The sequence below is a fragment of the Streptomyces sp. YIM 121038 genome, assembly GCF_006088715.1.
In the GTDB taxonomy this organism is placed as follows: domain Bacteria; phylum Actinomycetota; class Actinomycetes; order Streptomycetales; family Streptomycetaceae; genus Streptomyces.
In genome coordinates, this window is record NZ_CP030771.1 from 6,540,339 (window position 1) to 6,552,832 (window position 12,494).

The 12,494-nt window shown below is 74.6% G+C and carries 8 protein-coding genes; 6 read left to right on the top strand and 2 right to left on the bottom strand.

The annotated features are described in order from the left end of the window. Positions 1-67: 67 nt before the first annotated feature. The 6 genes from C9F11_RS28285 to C9F11_RS28310 all read left to right on the top strand — a co-directional run bounded on the left by C9F11_RS28285 (position 68) and on the right by C9F11_RS28310 (position 8,450). Complete coding sequence (locus C9F11_RS28285) at positions 68-2,485, top strand: NACHT domain-containing protein (RefSeq protein ID WP_138961899.1); 2,418 nt, start codon at positions 68-70, stop codon at positions 2,483-2,485. Between the two features lie 91 nt (positions 2,486-2,576). Next, entirely contained in the window at positions 2,577-4,202 is a 1,626-nt protein-coding gene (locus C9F11_RS28290) for an ATP-binding protein (protein WP_138961900.1), read from the top strand. A gap of 86 nt (positions 4,203-4,288) precedes the next feature. Continuing rightward, a complete protein-coding gene (locus C9F11_RS28295) occupies positions 4,289-5,173 on the top strand; it encodes an NAD(P)-binding domain-containing protein (RefSeq protein WP_138961901.1) in 885 nt (294 codons plus the stop codon). 57 nt (positions 5,174-5,230) lie between these two features. Further along, a complete protein-coding gene (locus tag C9F11_RS28300) occupies positions 5,231-5,668 on the top strand; it encodes a MerR family transcriptional regulator (RefSeq protein ID WP_138961902.1) in 438 nt (145 codons plus the stop codon). Next, the gene (locus tag C9F11_RS28305) at positions 5,665-6,009 is read left to right on the top strand and encodes a thioredoxin domain-containing protein (protein WP_138961903.1); all 345 of its coding nucleotides are present in this window, start codon (positions 5,665-5,667) and stop codon (positions 6,007-6,009) included. The genes C9F11_RS28300 and C9F11_RS28305 overlap by 4 nt, the downstream gene beginning before the upstream one ends. Before the next feature lie 188 nt (positions 6,010-6,197). Next, positions 6,198-8,450, top strand: a complete 2,253-nt coding sequence (locus tag C9F11_RS28310; protein ID WP_138961904.1) for an AAA family ATPase — start codon at positions 6,198-6,200, stop codon at positions 8,448-8,450. Positions 8,451-8,458: 8 nt separating this feature from the next. Here C9F11_RS28310 and glgB read toward each other — a convergent pair whose 3' ends face one another. Both glgB and C9F11_RS28320 read right to left on the bottom strand, forming a co-directional pair. After that, on the bottom strand, positions 8,459-10,933 hold the full coding sequence (gene glgB, locus C9F11_RS28315; protein WP_138961905.1) for a 1,4-alpha-glucan branching enzyme: 2,475 nt from the start codon (positions 10,931-10,933) through the stop codon (positions 8,459-8,461). 51 nt (positions 10,934-10,984) lie between these two features. Further along, positions 10,985-12,415: a phosphotransferase gene (locus tag C9F11_RS28320; RefSeq protein WP_138961906.1), complete on the bottom strand. Its 1,431-nt coding sequence runs from the start codon at positions 12,413-12,415 to the stop codon at positions 10,985-10,987. Between the last annotated feature and the right edge of the window lie 79 nt (positions 12,416-12,494).

Genomic DNA, 12,494 nt, shown 5'->3' on the forward strand with positions numbered 1-12,494 from the left:
CACGGGGGCCGCGCGACCTCGTCGAACCGGTGGCCCGGCGATCAGCGCCTTGCCATGATGCTGACCCATGGAGACGGGAAGGCCGAGTCCCGCGGGGGTCCGCCGGCTGCTCGGCGGCGGCGTGGTGGTCCTGGTCGCCGGGTGCGTCTGGGCAGGCTGGTCCGTGTCCCGCGGGGGACTGCAACCCCAGGACGTCTCAGGGGTGTTGGGGCTTCCCGTCGGCATCCTGGGCATCCTCGTCGGCGCGGCCGTCAGCCTCAGCGCGCTCCGCCTCCAGCAGGCCACGGACGCCCGGGCCGCCGCGCTCGACTCCCTCGCCGGGGCGGTGCGCGAGATCGAGGTCGCCGAGCGCGCGCACATGCTCGGCGGCGGCGCCCACCTGATCGACCTGCGCGTCGAGGTGACACCCCGGCAGGGCGGCGCCGAACCGCCGGGGCCGCAGCGGCTCTCCGACGTGGCCGCCTGGTACTGCGCCGGGCCGGGCCGCCTGGTCGTCACCGGCGCGCCCGGCGCGGGCAAGACGGTCTTCGCCGTGCACCTCGTGGTCCGGCTCCTCGCCGCGCGCGGGCCCGCCGACCCGGTGCCCGTGCGGCTCGCCATCGGCGACCTGCCCGCACCGCGCACCCACCGGCGCTGGTGGGGCCGCTGGCGGACCGTGGGCGGCTTCGAACGCTGGCTGACCGACAGCCTGGTGAAGGTCTACGGCCTGCGCGAGCGCACCGCCGCTGACCTCGTCGCGCGCCGCCTCGTCATCCCCGTACTCGACGGGCTCGACGAGATGGACGCGGACGTCACCGGGCCGGAGCCGGGCCGCGCGCAGCGGGCCCTGGACGAGCTGAACGCCTACGAGTCCGTGGACGGCAGCGCGCCCGTGGTCCTGACCTGCCGCGCGCAGCGCTACACGGAGCTGTCCGAGCGCTACGCCTGGCTGCGACAGGCGGCGCTGCTGCGCATCGCGGGCGTCGACGTCGCGGAGGCCCGCTCCTACGTCGAGAAGCGCTCCGACGGCCGGGGCTCGCCGCTGGACGCGCTGCTCGACGGCGCGGGCGAGGCCGTGGCCCAGGCGCTCAGCTCGCCCTTCTACCTGGGGCTGGCGTACGCCGTGTACGGGGAGGCGGCCCAGGGGCAGACCCAGCCACTGGCGCACCTCGCGACGGCGGACGAGGTCCGCGAGCACCTCCTGGCCCACTACATCCCGGCGGCCACGCGGGCCGCGAACACGGCGGCGCGGCAGGCACGGCAGCGGGTCCTCGCGACGGAGTCGCCCTGGGGCCGCCAGGCGGAGTACGAGCCCGCCCGCGTGCACCAGTGGCTGCACCACATGGCCGGAGAGGAGGGGAAGCTCTCCTCGATCGGCGAGGCCTTCGGGGCGGCGTCGGCACGGGCGCTCGGGGGCGCGGTCATGGCGCTGGCGCTCGGGGCCGCGTTCCTGTGGGGGCGGTCCGTGGAAGGGCTCTTCCCCGCCCGCTGGTGGGACCACCAGCACGGCGTGGTGGTGTCCACGGCGGTCGCCGGCGCGGTGGGGGTGCTCGCCGGAGCCCTGTTCGTGGCGGCGGTGACCGACTCGCTGGCCTTCGCACCCGCGGAGCGGGTGCGCGGCTCCCGCCCGGGCCTGGGAAGACGCCTGTGGCAGGTCACCACGCTGTGGGGAGACATCGCCTCCTGGGCGCTGCTGCTGCCGGTCCTGCTGGTCGTCGGCGCCGCGAGCCCGGTCGTGGGCTGGCTGGCGTGGGTTCCCGAGCCCGCGTCGTACGTGGTGGGCGCCGTCGTCGGCTTCGGCGTCTGCGTGGCCCTCGCGGCGAGCGAGAACACGGTCGCCCACGTGGACGGCCGGAGCCTCGCCGGGTGCGTGCTGCTGCCTCTGCTCGGCTGGTCGCTGGGGTTCGTGATGGAGGAGGTCCACGGTCGGCCGGGGCACATCGCCTCCCTCGTCGGCTTCTGGATCGTCGGGGCCTTCCTGGTGGACTCGACCAAGGCCACGGGCTTCGCCCTCGTGACGGGGTTCGGCATGTGCCTGGCGACGACGGTGCCCGAGAGCATCGGGCCCGACGGCGGGGCGTGGGGCGGCGCCGCGGTGGGCTTCATCGCCTACTGCGTCCTGGGCTGTCTGTTCCTCGGGTCGGGCTCGGCGGAGCGGACCTGGCGCGGGGTGCGGCGCGCCGGGCGCGTGCTGCGGCTGCCCGGGTGGCTCTCCATGGTGGTCGTCCCGTACGCGGTGGGCGTGGCGGGGGAGGGGCTCCTCGGGTTCGCCGGTGTCGTCGGCGTGGCCGTGGTCTGGGTGGCGGTGAGCGCGGCCGTGCTGCTCGACGTCCTGCTGCTGTGGCTCGCCGCCGCGCTCCTGGGCCGCGTCCCGGCGCGCGTCGACGCCTTCACCACCTGGGCCTACCACGCCGGACTCCTGCGCATCGTCGGCGGCGACTACCAGTTCCGCCACAGCGAGCTGCACGCGTGGCTGGTACGCAACCCCCGCGCCCCCCGCCCCTGAAATCGCGTTGACGGCGGCGAACGGGCGCGGCCACGCTGAGCAGCACCGGGCCGCCCGACCAGCGGCCGTGGCGCGACGGGGGAGTACACCCATGACCACACGGATCGTCTCCAGCGGCCCCGGCGACGAGGGCGCGCCGGGGAGCGAACAGGCCGAGCTGGAGCGGGTCGGCGAGCTGTTCACGCAGTTCGTCGAGGCCGTGGCGCGGCGCCCGCAGGCCGAGCGCGACGGCGAGCGCGACCTCACCGCGCGCCTGCGCGGCCACCTCGGCGTCGAGCCGGGCAGGACCCCGGTCGTGAAGGCGGCCTACGCTCCCTACGACCACCCGAACGTGCACCTGGCCCTGGAGCGCTGGTTCGCCGCCGAGTCGCGCGCGTACGAACTGATCGGCATGACCGGCGCCGACCACCGGAGCCACTACACGCTCTCCGAGATCCTCGAATCCGCCAGCCGCTACGACAAGTTCGTGATCGGCGCCGTCGACTACGCGCACCTGCCCGTGTCCCCGGACGCCGAACTCGCCTGTGTGTCCTTCGGGTTCTACCTCGGCACCGAGCGCACCGAGGACGGCCGCGAGGAGCGTTGCGTCGTGCTCCTGCGCGGGCCGAGCGACGAGTACGGCAGCGAGAAGGTCCAGCTCGAAGTCCTCGCGGAGGACCGCGACACCGCCCGGCGGCTGCTCGCCGGGGTCGACGAGCTGGTCCGCGAGCTCAACGTCCTGCGGGGCCAGGTCCTGTCCTTCGAGGGCGGTGACTTCAGCGACGGCCTCGGCCCGTTCCGCTTCCACCGGCGCCCGGACCTGGACCGCGAGGGCATCGTCCTGCCCGAGGGGCTCCTCGACCGCGTGGAGCGGCACGTCGTGGGCGTGGCCCGGCAGCGCGAGCGGCTGCTCGCCGCGGGCCAGCACCTGCGGCGCGGCCTGCTCCTGTACGGGCCGCCGGGGACGGGCAAGACCCACACCATCCGCTATCTGCTCTCCGGCATGCCCGACTTCACCGTGGTGCTGCTGTCCGGCGTCACGATCCGGGCGATCGGCTCGGCCTGCGCGCTCGCCCGCATGCTCCAGCCCGCCCTCGTCGTCCTGGAGGACTGCGACCTGATCGCCGAGGCCCGGGACTACGGAGACGGCGAACAGCCCCTGCTCTTCCAGGTCCTGAACGAGATGGACGGCCTCGGCGACGACGCCGACGTGGCCTTCCTGCTCACCACCAACCGCGCCGACCTCCTGGAGCCCGCGCTCGTGCAGCGCCCCGGCCGCGTCGACCTCGCGGTGGAGATCCCGCTGCCGGACGCGGAGGGCCGCCGCAGGCTCCTCGCCCTGTACGGCGGCGGGCTCGGCCTGGACGACGAGGTCACCGAGGAGATCGTCGAGCGCATGGCGGGCACCACGGCGTCCTTCACCAAGGAGCTCGTCCGGCGCGCGGTCCTCATCGCCGCCGAGCGTGACGCGCCCCGCACGGAGGTGGACGACGTCCGCGCCGCCCTGGACGAACTCCTCTCGGACCGCGACCTGTTGACGCGCCGCCTGCTCGGCGTACCGGGCGACGAGGAGGAGGGAGACGACGGGGACGACGGATACGACGGGGGGTTCGAGGACGACGAAGGCGACGATGACGACGGCCCCGGCGGCCTGCCCCCGCGCCACCCCGGCCCGGGGCGCCTCGGCGACAACGGCGGCGGATTCTTCACCAAGGCGTCGTACCGCCCGCTGCGCTGACCCCCCGTCCATGCTTACCAGTTGGTGAGTACCGCACAAAATAGTCGGTACTTGTGAGGCCTTCCGTACTCACCAAGCATGGGGGCATGCAGAACGACAACAGCCCCAAGACCCCGGTCACCGTCATCGGCCTCGGCGCCATGGGCAGTGCCCTCGCCGGCGCCTTCCTCGACGCCGGCCACCCGACGACCGTCTGGAACCGCTCCCCGGGCAAGGGCGAGGACCTCGTCGCCCGGGGAGCCGTCCGGGCGGCGAGCGCCGCCGAGGCCGTGCGCGCGGGCGACCTGGTCGTCGTGTGCGTCGTCGACTACGACGCCTCGGCGGCCGTCCTGGAACCCCTCGCCGCCGACCTCGCCGGGCGCACCCTGGTGAACCTCACCTCCGACACCCCCGAGCGCGCCCGCGAGGCCGCCGCGTGGGCCGCGGCGGCGGGCATCGACTATCTGGACGGCGCGGTCATGGTGCCCACGCCCGTCATCGGCACGCCGGGCGCGCTGCTCTTCCACGCGGGCCCGCGCGCCGCGTACGACCAGCACGAGCGGACCCTGAAGGCGCTCGGCGGGCAGACGACGTACGTCGGCGCGGACCACGGCCTGGCCGCCGTCCACGACCTGTCGCTGCTCGACTACTTCTGGACCGCGATGTCGGGCGTCGTGCACGCCTTCGCGCTCGCGGCGGCGGACGGCGTCCCGGCCGCCGCGCTCGCGCCCTTCATCAAGGCGAACGCCGGTCTCGTCACCTCCCTCGTGGACGAGATGGCGAAGGAGGTCGACTCCGGCAGCTACCCGGGCGCGGAGGCGAACCTCGCGATGGAGGTGGCGGGCATCGATCACGTCGTGCACGCCGCCGAGCACCGCGGCCTCGACGCCTCGGTGCTGCGCGCCGTCAACGCGGTGGCCCGGCGCGGCGTCGCCCTCGGCCACGGCGCCGACAACTGGACGGCCACGGTGGAGGCGGTCCGCAAGCCCTGAGGCGCCCCGGCCGGAAGGGCTGGCCTTGACGCCGACGTCAAGGGTTACGGTCGCGGCATGCGCATCGGCGAACTCGCGTCCCGCGTGGGAACGACCACGCGGGCCCTGCGGTACTACGAGTCGCGCGGGCTGCTGCCCGCGCGGCGCGACGGCCACGGCCATCGCACCTACGACGAGGCCGACGTCCGGCTCCTGGAGCAGATCAGGACGCTCCAGGACGTCGGCTTCGACCTGGAGGAGACCCGGCCGTTCGTGGAGTGCCTGCGGTCCGGGCACCCGGCCGGGGACTCCTGCCCGGCGTCGGTCGCGGTGTACCGCAGCAAGCTGTCCGAACTCGATGCCCTGCTGGGCGAGTTGGGCGCGGTGCGCGCGCAGGTCGGCGCGCAGCTGGCGCGGGCCGAGCGCGCGCTGGCGGAACTGGCCGCCGACGCGGAGGCTCCGGGCGGTCCGGAGCCGCGGTGCGAACTGAGCGACGTGAGGGGTGGACGGACATGAGTGGTGTGCGGGCCGAAGGCGTGGCCGAGGTGACGGACGGCGATTTCGGATACGAGGTGCTGAGCGGTGAGCGGCCGGTGCTCGTGCAGTTCACGGCCGAGTGGTGCGGGCCGTGCCGGCAGCTGACGCCGGTGCTCGGTGATCTCGCGGCGGAGGAGGCGGAGCGCCTGAAGGTGGTGCGGATCGACGTGGACCGCAATCCGGAGACGACGATCGCCTACGGCGTGCTTTCCACGCCGACGCTGATGGTCTTCCGCGACGGCGAGCCGGTGTGGCAGTCGGTCGGGGCGCGGGCGAAGCGGAAGCTGGTGGCGGACCTGACGGGGGCGGGCGTGCTCTGAGCCCCGCGGCGGCCGGACGCGGCCGACCTGCCGAAGCCGGTGGCCGCACAGGAGAAAAGCCCCGGACGTCATTGACGTCCGGGGCTTTTCTCTGCGTATAGTGGATTCTTTCGCATTACCCTGCACATTTGGGCGCACGAGTACTGCGGGAATCTGTATAACGACACTGTATATGGCGAGGGGCTGAATTGTCAACCGAGGAATTGCGGGAAGAGCAGCAATTCGTCTCCGGGCTGTACGCGCGCCTCGACGCGCTGCGCGCGGAGGCCGAGTCCGCCGTGAGCGCGTCCCTCCAGCAGGTCGGCAACGGTCTGCAGGCGCGCCTGGAGCGCGACGTACTGGTGGCCGAGCGGTCCGGGCTGCTCGCCGCGCTCGACTCCAGCGAGAACGGGCTGTGCTTCGGGCGGCTCGCGTTCCGCGACGGCCGTGACCACCACATCGGGCGGATCGGCATCCGCGCCTCCGACACGGAGCGCACGCCGCTCGTCATCGACTGGCGCGCGGACGTCGCGCGCCCCTTCTACCTCGCCACCGGGCACACCCCGATGGGGCTGCGCAGACGGCGGCACCTCACCACCCGGGGCCGCGAGGTCACCGATCTGCACGACGAGATCCTCGACCTCGACGACGCCACGCGCACCGGACACGAGAGCGCCGACGCCGACGAGGTGCTGCTCGCCGCGCTGGGCTCCGCGCGCACCGGCCGCATGCAGGACATCGTGCGGACCATCCAGGCGGAGCAGGACCGCATCATCCGCGCCCCGCACCGGGGCGTCCTGGTCGTCGAGGGCGGCCCCGGCACCGGCAAGACCGTCGTGGCGCTGCACCGCGCCGCGTACCTGCTGTACGCGCACCGGGAGCTGCTCGCCAAGCGCGCCGTCCTGATCGTCGGGCCCAACCCGGCCTTCCTCGGCTACATCAGCGACGTGCTGCCCGCGCTCGGCGAGACCGGGGTGCTGCTCGCCTCGCTCGGCGAGCTGTTCCCCGGCGTCACGGCGACCGGCACGGACACGCCCGCGGCGGCCGAGGTCAAGGGCCGCGCCGCCATGGCCGACGTCCTCAGGCGGGCCCTGGAGGACCGGCAGCGGCTGCCCGAGCCCGGGGCCCCGCTGATCGTCGAGCACGACGACGGCGACCTCGTCCTCGACTGGGAGATCGCCTACGAGGCGCGCGCCGCGGCCCGCGAGGCCGACCTGCCGCACAACCTCGCGCGGCCCACGTTCGCCTTCCACATCATCGACGCGCTCACCGCGCAGCTCGCCGAGCGCATCGGCCACGACCCGTACGGCGGGCCCAACTTCCTCGGGCCCGACGACATCGCCCAGCTCGGCAAGGGCATCGCCGCCAGTGCCGAGGTGCACGCGGCGATCGAGGAGCTGTGGCCCGCGCTCACCCCGCAGCGGTTCGTCACCGACTATCTTCAGGAGCCCGTCCACCTGTCCGCCGCGGACGCCGCCGCCGTGCGCCGGGCCCCCGGCGCGGCCTGGACGCCCGCCGACGTCCCGCTGCTCGACGAGGCCGCCGAGCTGCTCGGCAAGGACGACAGCGCGGCGCTCGCCCGCGCGGAGGCGGAGCGGCAGCGGCAGGTCGCCTACGCGCAGGGCGTGCTCGACGTGTCGTACGCGTCCCGTACGTACGAGTTCGAGGACAAGGACGAGGAGGACGCCGAGGTCCTGCTCGCGCACGACATCATCGACGCCGAGCGGATGGCCGAGCGGCAGGAGGAGGCCGACCACCGCAGCGCGGCCGAGCGGGCCGCCGCCGACCGGACCTGGGCGTTCGGGCACATCGTCGTCGACGAGGCGCAGGAGCTGTCCGCGATGGCCTGGCGGCTGCTCATGCGGCGCTCCCCGACGCGGTCCATGACGCTCGTCGGCGACCCCGCGCAGACGGCGGAGGCCGGGGGAGTCGGCTCCTGGGCGGACATCCTCGCGCCCTTCGTCGAGGACCGGTGGGAGTTCACGCGGCTCGGCGTCAACTACCGGACGCCCGCGGAGATCATGGATCTCGCGGCGGAGGTCCCCCGCAGGGCCGGGCGGCCCGGCTTCGAGCCGCCCCGGTCCGTCCGGGCCACCGGCGTGCGGCCCTGGGCGCGGCGCGTGCCCGAGGGCGACCTCGCGGCCGCCGTCGCGGAGGCCGTCGCGGCGGCCCCCACCGAGGGGCGGCTCGCGGTCATCGCGCCCCGCGACCTGCACGAGGAGCTCGCCCCGAAGCTGCCCGGCGTCAGCGCGGGCGAGGCGCCCGACCTCACCCGGCCCGTCGTCCTCATCGACCCCCGGCAGGCCAAGGGCCTGGAGTTCGACACGGTGTTCGTGGTCGAGCCGTCCCGCTTCGACGTCAGCGACCTGTACGTGGCCCTGACCCGCCCCACCCAGCGCCTGGGCCTGCTCCACACGGCGGACCTGCCCAAGACCCTGCCCCCGGCCCTGACCACGGGCTGACCCCGTCGTCAGATCGGGCGCAGCCAGAGCGTGGTCAGGGGAGGGAGGGAGAGGAGGAGGGAAGCGGGGCGGCCGTGGGCCGGTTCGGGGGTGGGCTTCAGGGGGTCGGGGTTGAGGGTGTGGGAGCCGCCGTACGCCTCCGCGTCGGTGTTCAGGACCTCCTGCCACGCGGTGAAGCCGTCCGGCACCCCGATCCGGTACGCGTGCCGGACCACGGGGGAGAAGTGGGAGACGCAGAGCAGGGGCGAGGTGCCCTCGGCCCCGTACCTCAGGAAGGCGAAGACGTTGTCCTCGGCGGCGTCGCCCACCACCCAGGCGAACCCGCCGGGCTCGGTGTCCCGCTGCCACAGGGCGGGCTCGGCCCGGTAGCGGGTGTTGAGGTCGCGGACCAGGTCCCGTACGCCCCGGTGGTCCGCCTCCGCCCCGTACGCGGGATCGAGCAGCCACCAGTCGGGGCCGTGGCTCTCCGACCACTCCGCGCCCTGGGCGAACTCCTGCCCCATGAAGAGGAGCTGCTTGCCGGGGTGGGCCCACATGAAGCCCAGGTACGCCCGGTGGTCCGCCCGCTGCCGCCACCAGTCGCCCGGCATCTTCGACACCAGGGACCGCTTGCCGTGCACGACCTCGTCGTGGGAGATGGGCAGCACGTAGTTCTCGCTGTACGCGTACACCATCGAGAACGTCATCTCGTGGTGGTGGTGCTTGCGGTGGACGGGGTCCTTCGTCATGTAGCCCAGCGAGTCGTGCATCCAGCCCATGTTCCACTTCAGGCCGAAGCCGAGGCCGCCGAAGCCGCCGGGGCCGACGTGGTGGGTCGCGCGGGTCACCCCGTCCCACGCCGTGGACTCCTCGGCGATGGTGACCACCCCGGGCGAGCGGCGGTACACCGTGGCGTTCATCTCCTGGAGGAAGGCCACCGCGTCCAGGTTCTCGCGGCCGCCGTGCACGTTCGGCGTCCACTGGCCGTGCTCGCGCGAGTAGTCCAGGTAGAGCATGGAGGCGACGGCGTCCACGCGCAGGCCGTCGATGTGGAACTCCTCGCACCAGTAACTGGCGTTGGCCACAAGGAAGTTGCGCACCTCCGCCCGGCCGTAGTCGAATTCGAGGGTGCCCCAGTCGGGGTGGGCCGCCCGCGCCGGGTCCTCGTGCTCGTACAGCGGCCGCCCGTCGAACTCCGCGAGCGCCCAGTCGTCGCGCGGGAAGTGTGCGGGCACCCAGTCCATGAGCACGCCGATCCCGGCCCGGTGCAGCGCGTCCACCAGGTACTTGAAGTCGTCGGGCGTGCCGAGCCGGGCCGTCGGCGCGTAGAAGCCGGTGACCTGGTAGCCCCAGGACCCGCCGAAGGGGTGCTCGGCGACCGGCATCAGCTCCACGTGCGTGAAGCCCAGGTCGCCGACGTAGGCCGGGAGTTGCTCGGCCAGCTGGCGGTAGGTGAGGCCGGGGCGCCAGGACGGCAGGTGCACCTCGTACACGGAGAACGGCGCCCGGTGCACCGGCGTCTCCTGGCGGCGGCGCAGCCACTCCTCGTCGTGCCACACGTGGTGCGAGGTGTGCACGACGGAGGAGTTCGCCGGGGGCGCCTCGGTGCGGCGGGCCAGCGGGTCGGCGCGGAAGGTCATGCTGCCGTCGGGCCGGGTGATCTGGAACTTGTACAGCTCGCCCTCGCCGACCGCGGGCACGAACAGCTCCCACACGCCGCTGCCGCCGAGCGAGCGCATGGGGAAGCCGGTGCCGTCCCAGTAGTTGAAGTTCCCGACGACGCGGACGCCGAGCGCGTTCGGCGCCCACACCGTGAAGCGGGTGCCGGTGACGCCCTGGTGCGTCATCGGGTGCGCCCCGAGCGCCTCCCACAGCTGCTCGTGCCGCCCCTCGCCGATCAGATGCAGGTCGAACTCGCCGAGCGCGGGCAGGAACCGGTACGCGTCGTGGGTGTCCCACCGCGACTCGTCGTACGCGATGTCCAGGCGGTAGTCCTCGGGGACCTCGCGCAGCGGAAGCACGGCCGAGAAGAAGCCGTCGCCGTCGTCGAGCAGCTCGGCGCGCAGGTCCCCGACGACGGCGGTCACGGCGCGCGCGTACGGCCGCAGGGCGCGGAACGCCACCCCGCCGGGCACGGCGTGCGCGCCGAGCACCCCGTGCGGGTCGTGGTGCGTGCCGGTCAGGAGCCGGACGCGGTCGGCCTCGGGCACGGGCGAGGGGGCCGGTGGATCCGAGGGGGCCGGGGGCTCCGGTGTCCGCGCGGGCTGCTCCGGGGGCCGCGCCCCGGCCTTCGCCGGCGTCTTGGCCGGGGTCTTGGCCGATGTCTTGGCCGGGGGCTTCGCCGGGGCCTTCGTCTTCGCGGCGGCCGACTTCTTCGGCCGGGCGGGCTTCGCCGCCTGCGGCGTCTTCGACGGCTTGGTCCGCTGGGCGGCCGGCTTGCGCGGGGGTGTGACCTCCGGTTCCGGTTCGTTCTGCGGGGCGGAGGAGCGGGGACGGCGGGTCACGGAGTCGGCCTCCTGTCCGAAGGGCGGGCGAAGGGCGTGGCGCACAAGGGGTCAGCGGACGTCGCCGGAGCGGCGCGGGCCCGCGGCGTCCGCGGCGAGCTGGTCGAGGGCGGCCAGCGGGACCGGCAGCCAGTCGGGGCGGTGGCGGGCCTCGTAGACCGCCTCGTAGACCGCCTTGTCGGTCTCGTGGGCGCGCAGGAGCACCGGCTCGGTGCGCGGGTCACGGCCGGAGACGTCGGCGTAGCCGGTGCAGTACGCGGCCCGGCAGGCGTCCGCCCAGCCGGGGGACCAGGGGCGGTACGAGCGGGCGGCGTAGTCGAAGGAGCGCAGCATGCCCGCGACGTCGCGGGCCGCGGGCTGCGGCATGCGGCGCTCGGCGAGCGGCCGCGCGGGCTCGCCCTCGAAGTCGATGAGGGACCAGGCGCCGGACGGCGCCCGCAGGCACTGGCCCAGGTGCAGATCGCCGTGGACGCGCTGGGCCGTCCACGCGGTGCCGCTGTGCGTGCCGAGGTCGGCGAGCGCCTGGTACGCGGTGCGCAGCGCGGGCTCGTACGGGCGCAGGGCGGGCACCGCGCGGGCGGCCGCCTCCAGGCGCTCCGTCATGCCCCGGGCGAGCAGGTCCACCTGGGCGCGGCCGAGCGAGACGGTGGGCAGGGCGGTGGCGAGGGCCGCGTGCACCTCGGCGGTGGCGCGGCCGAGGGCCCGGGCCTCGGCGCCGAAGTCCTCGCCCTTGGCGAGGGCCTTCAGGGCCAGCTCCCAGCCGTCGGTGGCGCCGCGCACATAGGGCTGGAGGACGCCGAGCACCAGCGGCTCGTCGGCGCCCTCGGCCGTCAGCCAGGCGGCGGGCGCGGGCACGCGGGCGCAGCCCCGCCGGGCCAGGGCGAGCGGCAGCTCCAGGTCGGGGTTGACGCCGGGCACCACCCGGCGGAACAGCTTCAGGATGAACGCGTCGCCGTACACGAGCGAGGAGTTGGACTGCTCGACGCTGCACGTGCGCGGGGCGAGCGCGGGCGGTATGTCGCTGTGCTCGGCCCGCGCGAAGCGCAGCACGCCGAGCCGCCCCGGCAGCCGCAGGCGCTCCAGGAGCAGCCCGGTCAGGCGCGGGTCGAGCAGCGCCTCGTACACGGTCAGGCCCGCGAGGGCGCCCTGGGTGACGTGGCCGATGAGCGCGGGCGCGAGCGGCGGCGGCAGCTCGGCCCGCACCCCTATCAGGAGCTGGTAGCAGTCGGCGGGCAGCTCGTGGTCGGCCGCCGTGTCCGGGCCCGCGAGCAGCGGCTGGCGCACCCGGACCAGCAGGTGCAGGAGGCCGATGTCCGCCCCCGGCGGCAGGAGTTCGGTCGCCGCCGCCAGCTCGAAGCCCGTGACGGGACGGCCCTTGCCCGCGAACCACCGCTGGCGCGGCAGCCAGCCGCGCAGCAGCGGGTCGAGCGACGCGATCAGCGCGCCGGCGTGGGCACTGGGGCGGGTGGCGGCTTCCGACATGGCGTCGTGTCCTTTCCGCGCCCTCGACGGGGGGTGTCAAGGGGAGGTGCCGGGGGTGCCGGGCAAGGCGTGCCGTGGG

What these genes read in the sequence shown, in the direction of transcription:
- C9F11_RS28290 (WP_138961900.1), top strand. Translation starts at nt 2,577, where the DNA reads ATGACCACACGGATCGTCTCCAGCGGCCCCGGCGACGAGGGCGCGCCG.
- C9F11_RS28300 (WP_138961902.1), top strand. Translation starts at nt 5,231, where the DNA reads ATGCGCATCGGCGAACTCGCGTCCCGCGTGGGAACGACCACGCGGGCC.
- C9F11_RS28320 (WP_138961906.1), bottom strand. Translation starts at nt 12,415, where the DNA reads ATGTCGGAAGCCGCCACCCGCCCCAGTGCCCACGCCGGCGCGCTGATC.
- C9F11_RS28305 (WP_138961903.1), top strand. Translation starts at nt 5,665, where the DNA reads ATGAGTGGTGTGCGGGCCGAAGGCGTGGCCGAGGTGACGGACGGCGAT.
- C9F11_RS28295 (WP_138961901.1), top strand. Translation starts at nt 4,289, where the DNA reads ATGCAGAACGACAACAGCCCCAAGACCCCGGTCACCGTCATCGGCCTC.
- C9F11_RS28285 (WP_138961899.1), top strand. Translation starts at nt 68, where the DNA reads ATGGAGACGGGAAGGCCGAGTCCCGCGGGGGTCCGCCGGCTGCTCGGC.